Annotated in this window: 14 protein-coding genes; 8 read left to right on the forward strand and 6 right to left on the reverse strand. The window is 73.3% G+C overall.

The genetic code is table 11. The features are described 5' to 3' along the window. Window positions 1-48: 48 nt before the first annotated feature. Window positions 49-1,503: a class I adenylate-forming enzyme family protein gene (locus tag ACTOQ1_RS23560; RefSeq protein ID WP_440070173.1), complete on the reverse strand. Its 1,455-nt coding sequence runs from the start codon at window positions 1,501-1,503 to the stop codon at window positions 49-51. 364 nt (window positions 1,504-1,867) lie between these two features. Here ACTOQ1_RS23560 and ACTOQ1_RS23565 point away from each other — a divergent pair, with 364 nt between their 5' ends. The 5 genes from ACTOQ1_RS23565 to ACTOQ1_RS23585 all read left to right on the forward strand — a co-directional run bounded on the left by ACTOQ1_RS23565 (window position 1,868) and on the right by ACTOQ1_RS23585 (window position 12,228). Continuing rightward, window positions 1,868-8,245, forward strand: a complete 6,378-nt coding sequence (locus ACTOQ1_RS23565; protein WP_440070174.1) for an amino acid adenylation domain-containing protein — start codon at window positions 1,868-1,870, stop codon at window positions 8,243-8,245. 1 nt (window position 8,246) lies between these two features. Continuing rightward, window positions 8,247-8,420: an MbtH family protein gene (locus tag ACTOQ1_RS23570; protein ID WP_350972660.1), complete on the forward strand. Its 174-nt coding sequence runs from the start codon at window positions 8,247-8,249 to the stop codon at window positions 8,418-8,420. Window positions 8,421-8,485: 65 nt separating this feature from the next. Continuing rightward, window positions 8,486-8,737, forward strand: a complete 252-nt coding sequence (locus ACTOQ1_RS23575) for an acyl carrier protein (RefSeq protein WP_440070175.1) — start codon at window positions 8,486-8,488, stop codon at window positions 8,735-8,737. 25 nt (window positions 8,738-8,762) lie between these two features. Further along, window positions 8,763-10,217 (forward strand): hypothetical protein, encoded by a 1,455-nt coding sequence (locus tag ACTOQ1_RS23580; protein WP_440070176.1) that lies wholly within the window; start codon window positions 8,763-8,765, stop codon window positions 10,215-10,217. Window positions 10,218-10,371: 154 nt separating this feature from the next. Next, complete coding sequence (locus tag ACTOQ1_RS23585) at window positions 10,372-12,228, forward strand: N,N-dimethylformamidase beta subunit family domain-containing protein (protein ID WP_440070177.1); 1,857 nt, start codon at window positions 10,372-10,374, stop codon at window positions 12,226-12,228. A gap of 48 nt (window positions 12,229-12,276) precedes the next feature. On the opposite strand, the gene ACTOQ1_RS23590 is transcribed toward ACTOQ1_RS23585, so the two are convergent. From ACTOQ1_RS23590 to ACTOQ1_RS23600, 3 genes are all read right to left on the reverse strand, one after another. Continuing rightward, a complete protein-coding gene (locus ACTOQ1_RS23590; protein WP_440070178.1) occupies window positions 12,277-13,443 on the reverse strand; it encodes an FAD-dependent monooxygenase in 1,167 nt (388 codons plus the stop codon). 105 nt (window positions 13,444-13,548) lie between these two features. Further along, on the reverse strand, window positions 13,549-16,905 hold the full coding sequence (locus ACTOQ1_RS23595; RefSeq protein WP_440070179.1) for a BTAD domain-containing putative transcriptional regulator: 3,357 nt from the start codon (window positions 16,903-16,905) through the stop codon (window positions 13,549-13,551). A 134-nt stretch (window positions 16,906-17,039) separates the two neighbouring features. Next, window positions 17,040-17,417 carry a MerR family transcriptional regulator gene (locus ACTOQ1_RS23600; protein ID WP_440070180.1) on the reverse strand — a complete coding sequence of 126 codons (378 nt, stop codon included), beginning with the start codon at window positions 17,415-17,417 and terminating at the stop codon, window positions 17,040-17,042. 110 nt (window positions 17,418-17,527) lie between these two features. On the opposite strand from ACTOQ1_RS23600, the gene ACTOQ1_RS23605 reads away from it, so the two are divergent. From ACTOQ1_RS23605 to ACTOQ1_RS23615, 3 genes are all read left to right on the forward strand, one after another. After that, on the forward strand, window positions 17,528-18,601 hold the full coding sequence (locus ACTOQ1_RS23605; RefSeq protein ID WP_440070181.1) for an alkene reductase: 1,074 nt from the start codon (window positions 17,528-17,530) through the stop codon (window positions 18,599-18,601). A gap of 75 nt (window positions 18,602-18,676) precedes the next feature. Next, entirely contained in the window at window positions 18,677-19,270 is a 594-nt protein-coding gene (locus ACTOQ1_RS23610) for a DUF4291 domain-containing protein (RefSeq protein ID WP_440070182.1), read from the forward strand. 188 nt (window positions 19,271-19,458) lie between these two features. Next, window positions 19,459-20,268: a hypothetical protein gene (locus tag ACTOQ1_RS23615; protein WP_440070183.1), complete on the forward strand. Its 810-nt coding sequence runs from the start codon at window positions 19,459-19,461 to the stop codon at window positions 20,266-20,268. A 122-nt stretch (window positions 20,269-20,390) separates the two neighbouring features. On the opposite strand, the gene ACTOQ1_RS23620 is transcribed toward ACTOQ1_RS23615, so the two are convergent. Next, complete coding sequence (locus tag ACTOQ1_RS23620; protein WP_440070184.1) at window positions 20,391-21,035, reverse strand: M15 family metallopeptidase; 645 nt, start codon at window positions 21,033-21,035, stop codon at window positions 20,391-20,393. Between the two features lie 171 nt (window positions 21,036-21,206). After that, window positions 21,207-22,409, reverse strand: a complete 1,203-nt coding sequence (locus tag ACTOQ1_RS23625; RefSeq protein ID WP_440070185.1) for an ROK family protein — start codon at window positions 22,407-22,409, stop codon at window positions 21,207-21,209. Window positions 22,410-22,432: the final 23 nt, after the last annotated feature.

Consider the following 22,432-nt stretch of genomic DNA (forward strand, 5'->3'; position numbering starts at 1 on the left):
TGCTTTCCCGCGACGGCCCGGAGGTGTTCTCGGACGTGACCCGGTCCATCACGCACCCTCCGTCGTCCGGCGCAGGGCCTTCTTGTCGACCTTGCCGCCGGCGTTGCGCGGCAGGGCGTCGACCGTGATGACGTGCGCGGGCAGCTCGTGCGGGGCCAGACGGTCCTTGAGGAAGATCCGCAGGTCCTCGGGGGTGAGGGGTTCCCTGGTGGCGAGGGCCACGGCGACGACGGTTCCGAGCACGGGGTGCGGAACCCCGAACGCGGCGGCCTCGATCACGGCCGGATGCCGGTAGACGACCTCCTCGACGTGGATCGTGGAGACCTTGAAGGCCCCGGACTTCACCACGTCGCTCTCGCGGTCGACGAGGTAGAGGTAGCCGTCGGCGTCGATGTAGCCGAGGTCGCCCATCCGCACCCAGCCGTCGCGGAAGGTCCCGCTGTCGGGGTCGCCGTAGTAGGCGCGCGGCGCCGCGGGGGATCGCATCCAGACCTCCCCGGTCTCCCCCGGCGCCAGCGGCTCTCCCTCCGCGGTGGCGATCCTGACCCGTCCCCCGGCGATGGCGCGGCCGACGCTTCCCGGCCGGTCCGGGTCGAACATCATGATCGTCTGAGCCGGGGCGGCCTCGGTCGAGGTGTAGTAGTTGGTGATCGTCGCGTTGGGGAAGGCCGTGGTCAGCGCCTGGGCGACGGCCGAGGGCAGCGGCGCGGCGGCCGAGCCGAGCAGCAGCACGCTGGACAGGTCGTGCCGTTCGGCCACCCCCGCGTTGATCAGCTCGATGGCCATCGCGGGGACCAGGAAGACCGTCCCCGCGCGGTAGGACTCGATCAGCGAGGCGAAGCGGGCCGGGGTGAAGCGCGGCAGCGTCACGACGGCCGGCCGGGCGTCGAGCGCGTTGATCAGCATCGCCTGCCCGGCGTTGGTCCCGATCGGGAAGGCGTGGACGAGATGCCGGGAGTGCGCGAACGGGCGGCGCTTGGCACCGCAGCCGTAGGCCAGATTGGCATGGGTCGCCGAGACGCCCTTGGGACGGCCGGTCGTACCGGAGGTGTAGAGGATCTGGGCGAGATCCCCGGGCTCCGGGGGCACGATATCGGCCATCTCATAGGACGTTTCGACGTTCAGGCCGTCGACCGTGGCGCTCCAGCCGATCTCGGGCACGGCGAGGCCCGTGGCGTGGACGACGCCGGTCGCCCGGCAGTTCTCCAGCATGAAGCGCAGGTCGTCGAGGGTGAGGCGGTCGGAGAGCGGCACGGCCACCGCTCCGGCCGCCAGGACCCCGCAGAACGCCACGGCGTAGTCGGCCCAGTCCGCGGCCCCGAACACGAGGCCCACCCGGTCGCCCCGGACGACACCTCGCGTGACCAGGCTGTTCGCGAGCGCGGTGGAACGCTCGTGCCACTGCCGGTAGGTGAGCTGAGCCGAGCCGTGCACGATCAGCGCGACCCCGTCGGGGTCGGTGAGGGCCCGGTCTCCGAGCAGCTGGGGGACGGTCAGGTTCACCAAGTGAACCTCCCACTAAAGATCGGATGTATATGCACTCGGCGTGTGCGGACACCGGGGGCACTACAGGAAAGAATCTTTACTAATTAAAATCGAGCGCCAGTCTTACATGATCGTAAGGGGTGCGCAAGGCTTTGGGGAGAGGTTCACAGAGGCAATAAAACCGCGCGAAAGTGACCCTTGCGCCCTCAGGGCGAAGGTGTAACACTGACGACCGCAGAACTAACTGAAAGGTTTCTTTCCAGAAAGAAACCTTTCCCGACGTCCGCCCACTGTTCACATGTGCACAGAGCGGACCTTTTGCGTACCAACCTCCAACGCGATTGCGTGAACTACGGGCCCGCGGCCGAAAAAGGAGCCCTGCGTGTTCCCACCGGAGACCGTTTCGACCGGCCAATCAGGGACGGAATACCCCCTGTCGTATGGCCAGCAGCGGCTTTGGTTTCTCCACCGGCTCGATCCAGGCGACTCTGCTCACAACACCTCCTATGTTTACAGGTTGAAAGGTCGCCTTGACAAGATCGCCCTGGAGGCCGCTTTCACCGCGGTGGCGACACGGCACGAGAGCCTGCGGACCCGGTTCCGCGAGATCGCCGGGGAGCCCGTGGCGATCGTCGAGCCGCCGTCACCGGCGACGGTCCATCGGCTCACCGTCCAGGGCGAGCAGGAGGTCACGGCCCTGGTCTCGACGCTCACCAACATGGCCTTCGACCTGGCCGCCGCACCGCCGTTCCGCGTCTCGCTGATCGAGATCGGCCCCGCCGACCACGTGCTCTGCGTCGTCCTGCACCACATCAACGGCGACGGCTGGTCGCTGAACGTGCTCCGCTCCGAGGTGGCCGCCCACTACGGGAGCCGGGGCACCGCCCCGCTGCCCGAGCTGCCCCTGCAGTACGGCGAGTACGCGCGCGCCCTGCGCCCCGCGGACTCCGAGCTCCGCTGGTGGACCGAACGGCTGGCCGGAGTGCCTCCCCTGGAGCTCCCGGCAGACCGGCCGCGTCCCGCCCGGCGGACCGGCGCGGGCGCCGAGGTCGAGTTCCGGATCTCCTCCGACGTGGCCGCCTCGATCGGCGACCTCGCCCGCCGCGCCCGGTGCACGCCGTTCATGGTGCTGCTCTCCGCCTACCAGGTGCTGCTGCACCGGCACACCGGCCAGACCGACTTCTGCGTGGGCACCCCCTCGGCCGGTCGCGGCAGCACCGAGCTGGAGACCATGATCGGTTTCCTCTCGACCACGCTGGCCCTGCGCTGCGACGTCTCCGGCGACCCCACCTTCGAGGAGCTGCTCAGGCGCACCCGCAGGGTCGTACTGGACGGACTCTCGCGGCAGGACGTCCCCTTCGAGCGCCTCGTGGTGGACCTCGACGTGGAGCGGGACCTGAGCCGCACGCCCCTGTTCCAGACCCTGTTCGCCCTGCACACCCACGGCGAGCCGATCGATCCGCTGCCCGGCCTCGACGCCGCGCCCTTCCCCAGCGGCTGGGCCCGCGCCAGGCTCGACCTGTCGGTGGACCTCTACCCCGACGGCGACGCCCTGTACGGCACCGCCATCTACAGCACCGAGCTGTTCGACCGCGAGACCGTGGAACGGATGGTCGCCCGCTTCCAGGAGCTGCTCGCGGCCGTCGTGGCGGATCCCGGCTCCCCGGTGGGCTCGCTGCGGATGCTGCCGGACGCGGAACTCGCCCGGCTGGAGGGGTGGAACGACACCGCGGCCGAGCTGCCCGAGGTCACCCTCGTCGACCTGCTGCTCGAACAGGCCGCGGCGACCCCCGACGCGGTCGCGGTACGCGCCGCGTCCGCTCGCGCCTCCACGCCCGCGACCGCACCGGTGAGCGCGCCGGCCGACGGGCCGATGGACGGACCGGCGGACGGGCCTGTGGACGGGCCGGTGGGCGGGGCCGGCGCGCGGGAGCTGACGTACGCGGAGCTGGCCGGGCGGGCGGCGGAGCTGGCCGGGCGGCTGGGCGCGGCCGGGATCGGGCGCGGCTCGCTGGTCGCGGTCCGGATGGAACGTGGCACCGACATGCTCGTCGCCCTGCTGGGCGTGGCGATGAGCGGCGCGGCCTACCTCCCCGTCGACCCCGACTACCCCGAGGCGCGCGTCGCGTACGTGATCGAGGACTCCGCGGCGGCGCTGGTGCTGACCGGCCTCGACGACCTCCCCCCGGTGACCGGCGCGACGGCCGGCACTGCGACCGGCACTGCGACCGGCGCGGTGACCGCCGCGCCCGCGCGGCCGCTTCCCGGCGACACCGCGTACGTGCTCTACACCTCGGGGTCCACCGGACGGCCGAAGGGGGTGGTGGTACCTCACCGGGCGCTGACCAACTTCCTGCTGGCGATGCGCGACCTGGTGCGGTCCTCCCCGAAGGACGTGTGGCTGGCGTTGACCTCGCTGTCGTTCGACATCTCCGCCCTGGAGCTCTACCTGCCGCTGGTGACGGGCGGGCGGGTGGTCGTCGCCGACGCGGAGACGGCCCGCGACGGGGTGCGGCTCGCGCGCCTCGTCGGGGACGAGGGCGTGACGCACGTCCAGGCGACGCCCTCGGGGTGGCGGGTCCTGCTCGCCGGGGACCTGCCGCGCGTGGTGGGGCTGACCGGCGGCGAGCCGCTCGCCCCCCGGCTCGCCCGCGAGCTGCGTCCCCGGGTGGACCGGCTCGTCAACGTCTACGGCCCGACCGAGACCACCATCTGGTCCACGGCCTGGGACGTCCCGGAGGACCCGGGTGAGATCGTCATCGGCCGCCCGATCGCCAACACCGTCGTCCACGTCGCCGACCCCGGCGGCGGGCCGTGCCCGATCGGGGTGGCCGGAGAGCTGCTCATCGGCGGCGAGGGGGTCGCCACCGGCTACCTGGGCCGCCCGGCCCTGACCGCGGAGCGCTTCGTCCCCGGTCCCGGCGGCTCGCGGCACTACCGGACCGGAGACCGCGTCCGCCTCCGCAACGACGGCACCCTGGAGTTCCTCGGCCGGACCGACAACCAGGTCAAGCTCCGGGGTCACCGCATCGAGCTGGGCGAGATCGAGGCCGTGCTGGACGCCTGCCCCGGCGTGCGGCAGGCGGTCGTCGCGGTGCGCGGGGACCGGCTGGTGGCCTTCGTCGTGCCCGCCGTGCCCACCTCGTCATCAGAGGTGGAGACGGACGGCGCGGGAGCGCTCGACGGGCTCGGGGAGCGCGCCGCGCGCGAGCTGCCCGGCTACATGGTGCCCAGCGTGTTCGTCGAGGTGGAGGCGTTGCCGCTCACCCCCAACGGGAAGATCGACCGCAACGCGCTTCCCGACGTGGACGCGACGCCCGCGCGGGACGCGATCGCCCCCCGCACCCCGGGCGAGCGGATGGTCGCACAGGTCTTCGCCGAGGTGCTCGGAACGACGGAGGTGGGCGCGTACGACGACTTCTTCGCCCTCGGCGGGCACTCGCTGCTCGCCACCATGGTCACCGCGCGGCTGGCGGCGCTGTCCGGGACGGAGGTGCCGGTCCGGGAGGTGTTCACCCGGCCGACGGTCGCCGGGCTGGCGGAACTGATCGCCACCGCGTCCGGTGGGAGGAGCGACGGGCCGCGGCCGAGACCCGAGGGAACCGTACCGCCGCTCTCCTTCGGCCAGGAGCGGCTCTGGTTCCTCAACCGGCTCGACCCGGACGACGCGTCGTACAACCTGTGCCTGGTCAGGCGGCTGCGCGGGCCGCTGGACCGGGACGCGCTCGCCGAGGCGCTGGCCGGGACGGTCGCCAGGCACGAGAGCCTGCGCACCCGTTTCCCCGAGGTGGACGGCGCACCGGTCGTGGTCGTCGACCCGCCGGGTCCCGTGACCGTCGAGGAGACGGACGCCGCGGGCGAGGCCGGGGCGCTGGAGCTGGTCGCGGCCCTGACCAACGCGCCCTTCGAGCTGGGCGCCAGGCCGCCGCTGCGCGTCACCCTGATCAGGATCGCCGAGGACGACCACGTCCTGTGCGTCGTGCTCCACCACATCCTCGGCGACGGCTGGTCGCTCAACCTCATCTTCGACGAGGTGTCGCGGCTGTACTCCGGTGCCACCGCCCTGCCGCCGGTCCCGCTCCAGTTCGGCGACGTCGCCCTCTGGCAGCGCGGGCGCGACCTCGGCGACCTTCTCGGCTACTGGCGGGACAGGCTCGCCGACCCCACCCCGCTGGACCTGCCGGTCGACCGGCCGCGCACCGCCGGGGCCGCCAGGCGCGGGGACGTGGCGAGCGTCCGGCTGGACGCGGCGGAGGCCGCCGCCCTGGCCCGGCTGGGCAGGGAGCACGGCGCCACCATGTTCATGGTCCTGCTCGCCGCCTACCAGGTCCTGCTGTCGCGGCACACCGGGCGCGGCGACATCCTGGTCGGCACGGCCACCGCGGGCCGGGACCGGGTCCAGCTCGAACCGGTCGTCGGCTACCTCAGCGACACCCTGGTCATGCGCGGCGACCTGTCGGCCGACCCCATCTTCGCCGACCTGCTCCGCGAGACCCAGATCGGCGTCCTGGACGCCTTCTCCCACCAGGGCGTGCCGTTCGAGGAGCTGGTGGCGGCGCTGAGGGTCGAGCGCGACCTGACCCGCACGCCGCTGTTCCAGACCATGCTCATCCTGCACACGCAGGACGTCGCGCAGGCTCGCGACGCCTTCGCGGGGCTGACCACCACGGGGTTCGAGCACGGCATGCGGCAGGCCAAGCTCGAACTGATGCTGGAGGCCTGGCAGGACGAGCACGAGCTGACGCTCAGCTTCGTCTACGACGCCGAGCTGTTCGACCGGGCCACGATCGAGGCGATGGCCGCGCGGTTCCGCCTGCTGCTCACCGCGCTGCCGGACGCGTCCGGCGACCGGGTCTCCGAGCTGCCGCTGCGCACCGGGGACGACGACGCCCTACTGCGGCGCCTCTCGCGGGGACCCGCGCGACCGCCCGCTCCCTGGGTGCCGGACCTGTTCGCGGCGACCGTACGGGCCACGCCGGGCGCGGTGGCGATCGGATGCGGGGACACCGCGCTCACCTACGCCGAACTGGACGCCCGCGCGGACGAGCTGGCGGCGCTGCTGCGCGGGCGGGGCGTCGCGCCCGGCGACGTGGTCGGCGTCTGCCTGGGCAGGTCGCCCGACGCCGTCGCGGCCCTGCTCGCCGTCTGGCGGGCGGGGGCGGCCTACCTGCCGCTCGACCCGGACCACCCCGCCGAGCGGCTCGCCTTCATGCTGGGGGACAGCGGCGCCTCCCTCGTCCTCACCACGGCGAGACTGGGCGACCGGTTGCCTCCCGGCACGCCGCGCGCGCACGCGGACGAGAGCCCCCTGCCCGCTGCCCGTACGGCCCGGCCCGGCGCGCCGCCCGCGGACGGGTCCCCCCTCGTCCCGGTGAGCGCCCCGGTGCCCGGCTCGGCCGCCTACGTGATCTACACCTCCGGGTCCACGGGAACGCCCAAGGGGGTCGTGGTCTCGCACCGCAACCTGGCCGCCCGCGTCGGTTGGATGCGCGAGGCGTACGGGCTGGGGCCCGGCGACCGGGTGGTCCAGTTCGCCTCGCTGAGCTTCGACACCCACGCCGAGGAGATCTATCCGGCGCTGGCCGCCGGGGCCCGGCTGGAGCTGCTGCCCGAGGGCGGCGTCACCCTGCCCGACCACCTCGACCGGGTCACCGTGCTCGACCTGCCCACGGCGTACTGGCACGCGCTCGTCGACGACATCGACGAGATCGCCTGGCCGCCGACCCTGCGGCTGGTGATCCTCGGCGGCGAGCAGGTGCACGAGGCGGCCGTGACCCGCTGGCGGGAGCGCTTCGGCGACCGGGTGCGGCTGGTCAACACCTACGGCCCGACCGAGGCGACGATCATCGCCACCGCCGCCGAGCTGGACGGCTCCCCCGGGCGCCCGCCCATCGGCGTCCCGATCGCCGACACCTCGGTCCTGATCCTGGACGGCTCGGGCGAGGCCGTGCCGCCGGGGGCGCCGGGCGAGCTGTGCGTCGGCGGGGCCGGGGTGGCCGTCGGCTACCTGGGCAGGCCGGACCTCACGGCCGAGCGCTTTCCCATTCTTGACGACACCCTTGGCGACTCCGGCGTTCCCGGCGTTCCCGGTGTTCCCGGCGGGGAGCGGATCTACCGGACCGGCGACCTGGCGCGCTGGCGGGCCGACGGGCAACTGGAGTTCCTCGGCCGCCTCGACGACCAGGTCAAGGTCCGCGGCTTCCGGATCGAGCCCGGCGAGATCGAGGCGCGGCTGCTGGCCCAACCCGGCGTCGGCCAGGCGGCGGTGGCCGTGCACGGGGAGACGCTGGTCGGCTACGTCGTCGGCACGGCCACGGGAGACGAACTGGCCGGGTACCTGGCCGGGACGCTGCCCGCCTACATGGTCCCCGCGCTCTGGGTGAGCCTCACCGCGCTGCCGCTGACCGCGAACGGCAAGCTCGACCGGGCCGCGCTGCCCGCGCCCGAGGCCGGACCCCGGACGAGGACCGCCCCGCGCGGCGACGCCGAGGAGCTGGTGGCCGAGATCTTCGGCGAGGTGCTGGGCATCGAGGAGATCGGCGCCTTCGACGACTTCTTCGCGCTGGGCGGGCACTCGCTGCTCGCCACCCGCGCCGTCGCCAGGCTCCGCGCCGCCGTCGAGGTGGACGTGCCGATCCGCACCCTGTTCGCCCGCAGCACCGTGGCCGATCTCGCGGCGGCGGTGGAGGAACTGCTCGTCGCGGAGCTGGCCGAGATGTCCGACGAGGAGGCCGAGCGCCTCATGGAAACCGGGAGCTGAGATGGGTCACCGCGTCGTGGTCAACCACGAGGAGCAGTACTCGATCTGGCCGGACGGCCGGGACCTCCCGGACGGCTGGCGCGAGGAGGGCGTCTCCGGCACCAAGGAGGAGTGTCTCGCCCACATCGACCGCGTCTGGACCGACCTGCGCCCGCTCAGCGCGAGAGGGGCGTGAGATGCACGGCGACTGGATCCGGATCCCGGCGAGCGGCGCCGGAGATCGTACGAGAGGGGCTGGCAATGGTTAGGGAACGGCTGGCGGCGATGGTGGCCTCGGCCTCCGACGGGGCCGTCACGGCCAAGGAGGCGCTGGCCGCCACGGTCCCGCTGTCCGCGCTGGGGGTCACCTCCCTGGCGCAGATGCGGCTGATCGACGCGGTGGAGACCGAGTTCGGGGTGGAGATCGACCTGTCGGGCGACGGGTTGGACCTGCTGGAAGACCTCTACGCGCTGGAACGCCACATCAACGAGGCGCGGCGCGCGCACTCCTGAGAGCATTTCCGAACGGGGGAAGCACATGGACATCCGGTTCTCGGGGAGCCGGTCGGAGACGGCACCGCTGACCTGGGGGCAGCGGGCCATCTGGGACACGATCCGGAAGACGGCACCGGACGACCACTACTTCAACTTCGGCCGCGTGCTCGCCGTGCCCAGACGGGCCAGGCCGCTCACCGTGGCGGGGGCCGCCGAGGTCCTGCGCGCGCTGGTGGAACGGCACGAGTCCCTGCGCACCAGGCTGGGCGAGGCGCCGCGCGGGAGGACCGTCCGCGCGAGCGGCGCGGAACCGTACGGGAAGGTCGTCCGCACGAGCGGCGCCGAACCGTACGGGAAGGTCGTCCAGGCGAGCGGCACGGCACCGTACGGAGGCGGCGCCCGGGTGGGCGACGGCGCGGAGCCGTGGCAGGTGCTCGCGACCGGCGGCTCCATCCCGGTCACCGTGGCGGAGGGCGACCCCGAGCGGCTGCGGGACACGCTGGCGGAGACCGCGTTCGACTACGGGAACGAGTGGCCGCTCAGGATCGGCCTCGTCGTCGACCGCGACGAGGTCACCCACATCGTGCTCGTCTTCTGCCACCTGGCCGCCGACGGTCTCGGAGCCGAGGTCGCGGTCACGGAGCTGCGGCTGCTCCTGCTGCGCGGCTCCGTACCCGGACCACCCCCGCCCTCCCCGCTGGAGCTGGCCCGCTGGCAGGGCTCCGAGCAGGGTCTGAAGGTCGCGGCGGTGGCCGCGGAACACTGGGAGAGCGAGTACCGGCGCATCCCCCCGACCATGTTCGACCGGCGGGCGGGCGTCCCCGCCGATCCGCCGATCTGGCGGGCGCACCTCGTCTCCCGGGCGATGGACCTGGCCGTGCGGCGGATCGCCGCGCTGAGCGGCACGAGCACCTCGACCGTCCTGCTGGCCGCCGCGACCACGCTGGCCGGAAGGGTGACCGGGCACGACGTGAGCGCGATGCTGCCGATCGTGGGCAACCGCTTCCGCGGCGGCACCGTCAACGCGGTCACCACGCTCTCCCAGGAGGGCCTGTTCGTGCTGGACCTGCGCGAGGGCGGCTTCACCGAGCTGCTGCGCGCGGCCAAACCCGCCGCGCTGCGCGCCTACCGGTCCGCCTACCACGACCCGGACGACCGGGACCGGCTCACCGAGCGGGCCGGCCGGGAGCGGGGCGTGAGAATCCACCCGTACTGCTGCTTCAACGACATGCGCTTCACCGACCGGGTGGACGCCTCCCCCGACGAGCCGAGCGTGCGGCGGGCCCTGGACGAGACGACGCTCACCTGGCCGCTCAGCCAGGAGCGGCTCAACTGCCGGTTCTGCCTGCACGTGACCGGCGAGCCCGGCGGGCTGGGCGTCTCGCTCACCGCCGACACCGCCTACCTTCCCCGTCCCGCCATGGAACGCTACCTGCTCGACCTGGAGTCGCTGCTGGTCGAGGCCGCGTTCCGCGAGGTGCTGGAGCCGGTCGGTTGAGCGTCCCGCCCAGCGTCGAAGCAGGCCGGCCGGACACCCGGTTCGAGCCCGAACCCGGAACCGGCCGGTCGAGCGCTCTCCCCAGGACCGGAGCCCGCCGGCCCAACGCCCTTCCCGCGGCCGGATCCCGAGGGCCGCACGCCGGAGGTGTCCGATGACGGTCCACGCCTACGCGGAGTCGACGTCCTGCGTCCAGGGCGGCGCGCTCCGCTTCCACCTCGCCCGCGCCTCCCGCGCCCCGCTGCGCGGCTCGGTGCTGGTCGAGGACGTGGCCACCGACCTGGCCGTGCTCGACGGGCAGTTCACCGGCCCGGTGTGGACGCTCGACGTCTCCGCCGGCTGGCCCAGCTCGCTCTACCGCGCGGTCTTCACCGCCGACGAGGAGAGCAGCGAGGTCTACTTCGTCGTACGGGCCGCCCTTCCCCGCTCGCCGATCCTGCTGTCGATCCCGTTCCCGACCTGGCAGGCCTACAACCGGGCGGGCATCCCCGGCGAGTCCATCTACTGGAGCGAGCAGCCGACCCGCGCCTCGCGGGTGTCCTTCGACCGGCCGGGCGGCGGCCCGCCGCCCGAGCGCTGGGAGGAGGGCATGATCCGCTGGCTGGGTCCCGCCGGGTACGACGTCGACCACTGCTCGGCCCTGGACCTGCACTCCGGGCGCGAGCTGCTCTCCGGCTACCGGCTGCTGATGGTCAGCGGGCACGACGAGTACTGGTCTGCGGGGATGCGCGACAGCGTCGAGGAGTTCGTGCGCCGGGGCGGCAACCTGGCCGTCTTCTCCGGCAACACCTGCTGGTGGCAGTTCCGGCTGGAGGACGACGGGCGCACCATGGTCTGCTACCGCGACGCGATCGCCGACCCGATGGCCGCCGTGGACCCGGCCCTCACCACGGTCGAGTGGTCCAGCGCGCCGGTGAACCGCCCGGAGAACGGCCTGACCGGGGTCAGCTTCCGGCGCGGCGCCGGGACCTGGGGGCCGTACATGCAGCTCATGCACGAGGAGTCCTACACCGTCCGGTTCCCCGAGCACTGGGTGTTCGAGGGCACCAAGCTGGGCGAGGGCGACACGTTCGGCAAGGGCGCCATCGGCTACGAGACGGACGCCTGCGACTTCGTCGAGGAGGACGGCGTGCCGGTGGCCACCGGGCGCGACGGCACCCCGCCGTCCTTCGTCATCCTGGCCACCGCCGACCTGCGGCACTGGCACCGGTACGGCCAGGGCGGCATGGCCACCATGGGCGTCTTCGGCCTCGGCGCCGGGACGGTGTTCACCGCCTCCACCGTGAACTGGGGCAACACCCTGCACGACCCGGCGGTGGACCGGATCACCCGCAACGTGCTGGACCGGCTGTCGGTGCGTGCGGGCGGGTGGGAGACCATCGGCGGCGCGGACGAGATCAGTGCGCTGACCGTGTTCGACTCCCTGCTGTACGGCGCCACCTCCGGCGGCTCGCTGCTCACCCGCGAGGTCTCGGACCAGAACCTGCGCTGGCGCCCCGAGGGGACCGCCCCCGCGCTGGTCGCCCTGGCCACCCCCAGGGAGGCCACCGCCGTCCACCCGATCGGCCTGTACGGTCTCACCGTCGACGACCGGCTCGTCTACCGCGACCCCGAGCACGGCTGGATCACCCTCGCCGACGGGCCCCGCGGCGGGGTCGGCCTGGGCATGGTGAACGGCGAGCTGTTCGCCGCCGCCGCGGAGGGCCTGTGGCTGTTCGACCCGGAGACCTCCGCCTGGAGCCTGGTCGAGGCCGGTGCCGGTGCCGAGGCCGTGGCGCTGGCCGCGATGAACGGCCGGCTGTACCTGGCGGACGCGGACGGCCGGATCCGCACGCGGCTGCCGGTGGCGACCCCGGCCGGATGGACCGACCTGTGCGACGCGGGCGGCTGCACCGTGCTGACCGGGCACGCGGGCACCCTGATCGGCACCGCCCGCGACCGGCCCCTGCTCCGGCGCGCGAGCTTCCTGCCGGAGGCGGCCTTCCCGGAGGAGGCGACGCCCACGCCGTGACCCGCTCCGTCCGGGGGTCTCCTCGCGGCGGTTCGAAGCCGCCGCCCCTCAGGTCGCGGTGGAGGTTCCGGTGAGCGCCGGATAGTCCTTGAGCTTGATGTCCGTGGCGAACCTGTCCGTCATCCTGAGCATCGTCCACAGCAGGAACCGGCGCTTGAAGATCCAGTTCCGCATCCTGATCCCTCGCCACGTCGCCGGGGCGAGAAAGGGGCCGGCGCCGCCCTGCCCGGCCACCCTGGCGTAGCCGCGGAATGCCTCCTCGTACGCGCGGAACGCCGTCCGGTGGTCGCCACCGGCCGCCGCCAGCTCCCCGGCCAGCACGTACGCGCCCACGATCGCCAGGCCGGTGCCGAAGCCGCCCAGGGTGTTGCCGTAGGCGGCGTCGCCGAGCAGCACCACCCGGCCCCTGGCGTAGTGGTCGACCTCGACCCGGCTGATCGAGTCGAGATAGAGGTCGCGCGCCTCGGGCAGCCTGGCGACGAGCTCGGGAACCCGCCAGCCCATGCCCCGGTAGGCGTCGGCCAGGATGCTCTTGTGCCGCTCCACGTCGTAGCGGTCGTAGTCGAGCCGCTCGGAGGCGAAGACGAAGAACGCGGGAGACTTGGGGCCGCCGATCGCCACCATCCGGCCGGGTTCGTTGTACATCATGTCGCCGGAATCCGCGCCGAGATCGGCCAGCGCGTAGTAGTACCCGAGGAAGCGCACGTAACCGGACTCGGGACCGAAGGCCAGCCGCCGCACGTTGGAGTGGATGCCGTCGGCGCCCACCACGAGGTCGAAGGTACGCGGCGCGCCGCGCTCGAAGGTGACGTGCACGCCGCCCGCCGTGTCGGTCAGCGAGGTGAGGGAGTCGCCGAAGACGTACTCGCATTCCCCCTTCGTCCTCTCGTACAGCAGGGCGGAGAGGTCGCCGCGGAGGATCTCGATGTCGCCGCCGGTGAACTCGCCGGGCATGACCGCCAGCCGCCTGCCGTCCGCGTCGACGATGGTCTGGTCGGTACCGCCGGTCTGGCGCCGCCGCACCTCGTCGAGGATTCCCATCCGCTCCAGCACGACACGGTGGGTCTCGCCCTTGAAGTCGACGGCCTGACCGCCGGGACGGAGCGCGGGCGCCCTCTCGACGACGGTGACGGCGTGGCCGGAACGGCTCAGCCAGTACGCGAGCGCGGGTCCCGCGATGCTCGCACCGGAGATGAGGACGGTGGTGTTCTTCATGCTCACGAGCGTCGCGGGGGGCGCTGACAGCCCGCCGACCATCGGCTGACAGCCGGGCCCTACCCGGCGCCGGGCGCCGTCGGCCGTCGCCCGCGTCAAGCGCCGTCAGGCCTCGCCCGCGTCGCCCGCGCTGTCCACGTCGTCCGCGTCGGCCACGTCGGCCACGTCGAGCGCGTCGGCCACGTCGAGCGCGTCGAGCGCCGTGAGCACCTCGTCGCGGCGCATCGCGGCCCCGCGGGCGTACGCCGACGCGAACGCCTCCGCGCCGGCGAGGTCGCGGGCGCCCGCGGCGACCCGGGCGACGTCGCGGTCACCGGCCACGGCCGTCCCGCGCAGTGCCACCGCCATGCCGAGCAGCAGCGCCGCCCGTGTCCCCGCTCCCTCGCGGGCGCGTGCCTCCCCTCCTCCGCGCACCCGCGTTCCCGTCCCTTCGAGCAGGGCGGCTCCCGCCCGGCCCTCGACGGCGTCGGCGAGGTCCGCCGCCAGCGGCGACCTGCGCGCGCGGGCCTGCGCCCGGCGATGGTGGAGCAGGGCCCCGGCGAGATCCCCCTCGGCCTCGGCCAGCCGTCCCAGCGCGGTGAGCGCCCGCGCCCGCGCCGCCTCCGCGCCGAAGGCCCCGGTCTCCGCACCCCGAAGCGCCAGGTCGATCCGGCGGCGGGCCTCGGCGAGATCGCCTTCGAACCGCGCGATCTCCCCCAGCCCCAGGTGGGTCACGGCGGGCACGCCCGGCGACCCCGCCTTCCTGGCGAGTTTCCCGGCGCGCCGGTGGTCGGCGGCGGCGGCGACGAGGTCGCCCTCGCGCGCCAGCGCCTCGGCCCGGCGCCCCAGCACGTCCGCGGTCTCCTCAAGGGCACCGAGCTCCTCCAGCAGCTCCAGCGCCTCCCGCCACAGGCCGCGGGCGCGCGCCCACTCCCCGCGCCAGCCCGCGACCAGGGCCAGCCAGTCGAGCCCCTGAGCCGTCCCCCAGCGCTCCCCCAGGGACCTGAAGCGAGCCAGCACCTCCTCCAGCTCCCGCTCGCCCCCGGCCGGATCGCCGCCGAGCACCTTCAGCAGGGCGCGGCTCAGCCTGTCCAGGGCCAGGCTCCACGGATCGGAACCGAGCAGCCGGTCGGTCTCGGGCCCGGTGGGCGGCGCCGACTCCGGCGGCCCGGCGAACATGCCCCACAGGGCCGCGGCGAAGGGGTGGCGCAGCGGCCGGTCCCGCGACCACATGATCGCGTCGGCCCGTTCCCGGTGTTCGGGCAGCGCCCGCGGCACGGCGTGCGCCACGCACATGACGTACTCCTCCTCCAGCCCGGGGAGGGGGCGGCCGGTCGCCTCGAGCAGCTCGGCCGCCGCCTCCCCCGCGTCGCCGCGCCGGCCGCCCAGCCACCAGTACGCCGCCAGCGCGGCGACCAGCCGCAGCCCCGTCTCCGTGTCCTCGCGCACGGCCCAGCGCAGCGCGGCCGTCAGGTTGCCGTGCTCGGCGGAGAGCCTGGCCAGCCACCGGAGCTGTTCGGCCCGGCGCAGGTGGGGATCGGCGCGCCGGGCCAGGTCGAGGAAGTGGCGGGCGTGGCCGCCGCGCAGGCGGTCCTCCTCGCCCGCCTCGGCCAGCCTTTCCGCGCAGAACAGCCTGATCGTGTCGAGCATCCGGTAGCGGTCGCCGTCCGCCACGACCAGCGACCTGTCCACCAGGTCGGCCAGCAGCCCGGCCGCGTCCTCCACCTCGCAGACCGCCTCGGCCGCCTCCAGGGACGCGCTTCCCGCGAACACGGAGAACCGCCTGGCCAGCACCTGCTCGGCGGGCGAGAGCAGCTCCCAGCTCCACTCCACCACCGCGCGCAGGGTCCGGTGGCGGGCCGCCGCCGTGGGGTCGCCGCGCGACAGCAGCCGGAACCGGCCGTGCTCCGCCAGGCGCGTGGCGATCTCCTCGACGGTGAAGGAGCGCAGCCGCGCCGCCGCCAGCTCGATGGCCAGCGGCAGCCCGTCCAGCGCCGCGCAGATCCGGACGACCGTCTCCACGTTGGCCCGCCGCACCTCGAATCCCGGCCGTACGGCCGCCGCCCGGTCGGCGAACAGCTTCACGGCCGGAGATGCCAGGGCGGCGGGCGGCGAGGAGTCCGGCGGCGGGGTCTCCAGCGGTGCCAGCGGCACCAGCGTCTCGCCGGTGATGCCGAGGGGCTCGCGCCCGGTGGCCAGGACGGCCAGCCCGGGGCACTCTTCCAGCAGCCCGCGGGCCAGCGTGGCGACGGCGGCGTTCACGTGCTCGCAGTTGTCGAGAACCAGCAGCAGTTCGCGCTCGGCGAGTGCCGCCACCAGGTGCTCCACGAGGCCGGCCGGGCGCGGCGCGTGGAACCCGGGCTCGCGCAGCCCGAGCGCGCCCAGCACCGCCCGCGCCACCTGGTCACCGTCACCGGGCGGGACGCGCCCACCGGATGGAGCGGGTTCGCCGAACGGAACGGAGGCGCCACCGGACGGGCCGGGACCGCCGGGCGAGACGGGACCACCGGACGCAGCGGAGCCGCCGAGCGAAACGGGGCCGCCGAGCGGGGAGAGGTCGACGAAGCACACCTCGCGCCGCCCGCGTCCGGCCGCCTCGATCGCCAGCCGGGTCTTGCCCGTGCCGCCGGGCCCGGTGATCGTGATCAGCCGCGAGTCGCGCAGCGCGGCGATCCGCTCCAGCTCCCGCTCGCGTCCCACGAAGCTGGTGAGCTGGGCCGCGAGTCCCCGCCGTGGCGGCGCGGGCCGCTCGGCGCGCAGGACGGCCAGATGGATCGCGGCGAGCTCGGGCGAGGGATCGGCGCCGAGTTCCTCGGCGAGCAGCCGCCTGGCCTCCTCGAACACCGCCAGCGCCTCGGCCTGCCGCCCCGCCGCCCGCAGGGCGAGCATCAGCCGGCCCCGCAGCCGCTCCCGCAGCGGATGCGCGGCCACCAGCCGCTGCAGCTCCGCCACCGAAGCCGCCGAAGTCACCGAGCCGCCCTCGGGGAGGGCCGACTCCGCCTCCGCGAGGTCCTCCGTCGCCGTCAGCCGGAGCTCCTCCAGCCGGGCCGCCCACGCCCGCCCGAGGGGCAGGTCGGCCAGCGCGGGCCCGCGCCACAGGGCGAGCGCCTCCCGCAGCGGACCGGCGGCGTCCGCGTGGCGCCCCTCCGCCAGCAGCCGCCGCCCCTCGCGGGCCAGCCGTTCGAACCGGTGGGCGTCGACGTCGTCGGGGTCGGCCGCGAGCCGGTAACCGGTCCCGTGGAACTCGATCACCTCGGCGGGCAGGCTCCGGCGCAGCCGGGAGACCTGGGCCTGCACCGCGTTGGCGGCACCGGCGGGGGGATCGTCACCGTACTGGCCGTCGATCAGACGCCGCACGCCGACCACCCGGCCCGCGTCGAGCAGCAGCATCACGAGCAGGGCACGCGGCCGGGGCCCGCCCACGGAGATCTCCTCACCGGTGGGGGACCGCACCTCCAGGGAACCGAGGACGCCGAACCGCATGGCCCCGATTGTCCCCCACGCCTCCGATGAGGGACGAACGCCGCAGGCGGCACGAGGCCGCCGGATTTCGATGACGAACCCGGGCTCGGGCCGTCCATGACACCTTCGGCTGCCCGCTGGGCCGTCGGCGGTGGTCAGCCGGCCAGCGGTACCCGCAGCTGCTCACGATGCGCTCGGTTCATGGCCATCAGCCCGTCGAGCGCGTCGCGGGTGCGGATGAGGTCGCCGATGTGCGCGGAGAGCCGGTCACGCTCCTGGGCCATCCGTTCCAGGGCGGCGTCGGAGTTCTCCGTGCTGGGGGATTCGGTGCACGGGAGCAGTTCGGCGATGGTGCGGCTGGACAGACCGGCGGTGTACAGGCGCTGGATGAACGCGACCCGCTCGACCTCGTCGTCCGTGTAGTGCCGCTGTCCACTGGCGCTGCGGGTGCTGGAGAGCAGCCCCTGCTCCTCGTAGTAGCGCAGCGACCGGACACTGGCTCCGGTCCGTGACGCGAGTTCGCCGATGCGCACATCGTCCTCCCACTGTGATCTGCGACACAAGGCTTGCCTCTGACATTGATGTGAGCTTCTAGCGTACTCACCGTACCCGGGATCCGGGATCGACGACCATGGAGGACGATGTGACGACCCTTTTCGACAGCTATCGGCTCGGCGACCTGACGCTGCCCAACCGGATGGTGATGGCCCCGATGACGCGAATCCGGGCCGCCGCCGGCGGGCTGGCGACACCGTCGATGGCGACGTACTACGCTCAGCGCGCGACGGCCGGACTGATCATTTCCGAGGGTGTGCAGCCGAGCCTGATCGGGCAGTCCAACCCGGGTACGCCGGGACTGCACACCGACGAGCAGGTCTCCGCGTGGCGCCCGGTGACCGCCGCCGTGCACTCCAGCGGCGGGCGGATCTTCGCCCAGCTCATGCACGGCGGACGGGTCTCCCATCCCGCCACCACCGGTACGCAGCCGGTCGGGCCCTCGGCGGTCCCGGCCGTCGGCGACGTGTTCACACCGTCCGGGCCCCGGCCCGCGCCGACACCGCGCGCCCTGGACACCGCCGAGGTGCCCGAGCACGCCGAGTCGTACGGCCGGGCCGCCCGCCGCGCCGTCGAGGCCGGCTTCGACGGCGTGGAGTTGCACGGCGCGAACGGCTACCTGATCTCGCAGTTCCTCTCGTCGAACGCCAACCTGCGCACGGACCGCTACGGAGGCTCGGTGGCCAACCGGATCCGATTCGCCGTCGAAGCGGTGTCGGCGACCGCCGAAGCCGTCGGCGGGGCCAGGACCGGGATCCGTCTCTCCCCGGGCGGGACGTTCTGGGGTGTGGAGGAGACCGACGTTCCGGAGCTGTACACCGCGCTGCTGACCGAACTGGCCCGCCTCGACCTGGCCTACGTCCATCTCGAGGCCACCGCCGACGAGGACGTACTGATCGGGCTGCGCCGCGCGTGGCCGGGCACTCTCATCATGAACCCGGTGCTGCCGATGGGCCCGAAGCAGACCGGACGGGCCGAGGCCGACCACTGGCTCGGGCTGGGCGCCGACCTCATCAGCTTCGGCCGAGGGTTCCTCGCCAACCCCGACCTGGTCGAGCGGCTGCGTACCGGTCTGCCGATCGCTCCCGTCGACGAGGCGACGTACTACCAGGGCGGTGACGCGGGCTACCTGACCTACTCGACGTACCAGCACACCGCCTGACGTCGCTCCGCCACTGATCGATCATGGCCGTAAACGGGTGGCCTCCCCCGTGCGGCCGGGCCCATCCTGTCCGCCATGGAAGAACCGAAGCACGGGATCCGGGCGGTCCACGGCACGTCCACGATCACCGTCTACCAGGCCTACACCCCGGAGATCGGTCTGCCCGCCGCTCGTCTCGGCAGCTTCCCGGCCACCTGGAAACGAGACCGGATGACGTGGGTCAAACCATCGTTCCTGTGGATGATGTACCGCTGTGGCTGGGGCACCAAGGAGGGGCAGGAGACCGTCCTGGCCATCGAGATCACCCGCGAGGGGTTCGAATGGGCCCTGCGCCACGCGTGCCTGTCGCACTACGAGTCCGGACTCCACCTCGACCGGACCACCTGGAAGCGCCGGCTGAAGCACGCGCCGGTCCGGGTGCAGTGGGATCCCGAACGCGATCTCCACCTGCGGTCACTGCCATACCGCTCCCTGCAACTCGGCCTCTCGGGTGAGGCCGTGCACCGGTACGCGGACGAGTGGACGGTCGCCATCACCGACGTCACCCCGCTCGTCCGCGAGATCCGCGCACTCCTGCGCGAGGGCGAACCGGAGGCCGCGGCCCGGCTCCTGCCCGAGGAGCGTCCCTACCCCGCCGGGGACGAACTTCTGGCTCACCTGCGTCCGTGAACACGGCGGCGCAGGCCCCCTGGATTCCACACCGCCGCACCGGACTCGACCGGTCCGGCCAGGTCGGTTCTCCGTGTCCCGCACCTCCATGGAGTCGGATGGACCATCACCGGCTTCTTCCCGATCCGGCCGATCAAGCAAGGACCTGCCGTGACGAGATCGAGATGATCACCCGTGATGATCGGCGCATGAAACGCATGAGCGTCGCCCTGGTGGTGGCCAGCCTACTGAGCGTCGCGATTCCCGGCGGCGCCGTGCACGCGGCTCCCGAATCGAAGTCTCTCGACTCCGTCGTCAAAGCGATCAAAAAGCAGTTCGCGAAAAAGAGCGGCGTGCGCTTCTCCGTCAAGCGGCGCGGTGGACCCCCACCCACCTCGGATATGAAGGCGTCCGGCGCGTACCGCTTCAAAGCTTCGGGCGTGTACGCCGCCGACACCACGACGATCTCCCAGGAACCAGAGGGGACAGGCCGGTCCCGGGGAATCAGCATCGGCCGGGACTTCTACTCACAGGCCTACGTGCGTTCCAAGGACGGCAAGTACGTCTGGAAGTCACCGTCGACAGTGGGGAAATGGGAGTCCGGGCGGAATTTCGCCGGGGTCATTTGGGGAGAGGATCTGATCAACGGGATCAACCCGGGCTTCCTCAAACTGGTCGCCTCCCACGGTGCGACCAGCTCCGACGGCGGAACCTTCGAGGGGGTGAGGACGACCCTCCACAGCGGCACGGTGACGGTTCCCGGCCTGGACGAGAGACAGGCCGGGATGTACTTCAGGACCGAGGAGGAAGAGGGAGCGTCGTGGAACGAGCCGATCACCTGGAAACTCTGGGTGGGCCCGGACGACCTGCCGAGACGTTTCCACGCCATCATGAGGTTCACCTCGAAGTACGCAGGCGATGAGGTCGAGACCATGACGATGAACATCATCTATCGAGGGTGGGGAACCCCCGTCAGGATCACGGCCCCGCCCAAGCACCTCGTCGTCAGCTTCTGGTGATCGGCGCCCCCTTGCGAAGAGCCTCGCTCTCACATGCCCGCCGCGGGCGACACCGGAAGCCGGCCGACGCCTTCGAGTCAGCGCGATCCCATGGCACCGCTGCCCGGCGGTGCCGTACGAGGTCAGATGGAGACCGGACCGTAAAGGGCGGCGGGGGCGCCGGTGGTCAGGGCCCAGTAGCGGTCGCCGTAGGACCAGTGCCACCACTCGGTGGGGTAGTTGACCAGTCCGGCCCCCTCCAGGGCGACGCCGAGGAGCTTGCGGTGGTGGCGGGCCTCGGGCGACAGGCCGGGGGCGTCGGTGTAGCAGGCACCGTCGCTCTCCTCGGGGGTGGCGTTGAGCCGGGTGCCCATGTCGAGCTCGGTCCCGTCCTCGGCCGACAGGGTCAGGTCGACCGCCGCGCCCGCGGTGTGCGGGGCGATCTCGACGGGCGACACGTAGCGGCTCGCCGCGGCTCGCAGCTCCGCGGGCGACATCTCCGGATACAGCGCCCGGAGCTCCGCCGAGTATCCGTCGAAGATCTTCTTCTGCGTCGCCGGTGGCCGGTACCCCTCCACGACCAGCAACCGGTATCCCCCGGGAAGCTGCGCCTGTGCCTCCTCCAGCCTGGTCAGCAGCCCGAGCCTGAGGTGGGCGAAGGCCCCCTCGGGGTCGGCGAGCCGCCCGTCCGTCCGCAGCCGCCCCCGGACGTCGGCCAGCCGCTCCCCTGACTCCTCGACGGGGATCGCGGCGACTCGGGCATCGGAGATCAGAACGATGTCAGGCATGGTGGCAATTCTTCCCCAAGCGCCACAGTGCGCAGACCCCGCTCACGGGGAACGGGAGTGCCGGACCGTGCCTGCGCCTGCGATCGTGCCCATGCCCGGACAATGCGATACGCCGGTCCGGCCCGGGTCTCGTCGCGACGGGACCCGGCCCGGTCCCGTCCGCGCGGGACGTCAGATCGTGTCCGAGAACACCTGCTCCCGGGCCTGCTGCAGCGCCGACACCAGGGCGCCGCGCAGCACGGGGTTGCCCTTGACCCGCGAGACCACGACCCTGGGCTGGCTCGGGCAGACCCGGGCGACGGCGTCCTGCACCCTGGCGGCGAGCGCGTCTCCGCCGGCCCTGCCGACGTCGCCGCTGAGCACGATGAGTCCGGGGTCCAGGACCACCGCGACGGCGGCGACGCCGACGGCCAGCCGCCCGGCCAGCTCGTCCAGGAACGCCTCGGCGCCCTCCGCGACGGCCGTACGGACGTGTTCTCCCACGGAGCTTCCATCGGGGCTCCCGTCGGAGGCCGGGCCGGAGCCCGGACCGGGGCCGATGCCGTGGGCCCCGGCCAGCCCGGCGACCGCGTCGCCGCCGACCAGGCGCTGGAACGAGCCCGACTGGGGCTCGCTCACGTCGGTGGGGAGCGGCTCGCCGGGCACGGGGAGCCAGCCGATCTCGCCCGCGCCGCCGGTGAAGCCGCGGTGCAGCCGCCCGCCCAGCATGACGCCGAGCCCCTGCCCGACCCCCGCCCAGACGAGCACGAAGTCGTCGACGCCCAGCGCGGCGCCGTACGCGCGCTCGGCCAGCGCGGCCAGGTTCACGTCGTTCTCTATCGTCACCGGGACCCCCAGGTCGCGGCGGAGCTCGGCGAGCACGCCGTTGTGCCAGGAGGGCAGGTCGAAGGAGAAGCGCACGTCACCGGTGCGGGGGTCGACGACGCCCCGGGTGCCGATCACGAAGGCGCGCAGCCGGTCGACGCCGATGCCCGCCGACGCGCACGCCTGGCTCACCGCGCTCCGCACCAGCCGTACCGGGTCCTCGTGCCCGCTGGGGTCGGCGGAGACCTCGGCGACGAGGGTGCCGGTGATGTCGGCGACCCCGGCGCTGATCCTGTCGGGCAGCACGTCGAGCCCGACCACGTACGCGCAGGAGGGCACCACCCCGTAGAGGGCGGCGTTGGGGCCGCGGCCGCCCGCCTGCTCGCCGACCACGGCGACGAGGTCGCGCTCCTGGAGCCTGGAGAGCAGCTGACCCGCGGTCACCTTGGACAGCCCGGTGTGTTCTCCCAGCTCGGCCCGGGTGAGAGGGCCGCTGGACAGCAGGAGTTCCAGCGCCGCGCGATCGTTGAGCCGGCGCAACAACCGGGGGGTCCCCGGGCGTGTGGGCAAGGTCGTCCTCCCCGTCACGATCC

The sequence above is a fragment of the Streptosporangium sp. OZ121 genome, from assembly GCF_051918885.1.
In the GTDB taxonomy this organism is placed as follows: Bacteria; Actinomycetota; Actinomycetes; order Streptosporangiales; family Streptosporangiaceae; genus Streptosporangium.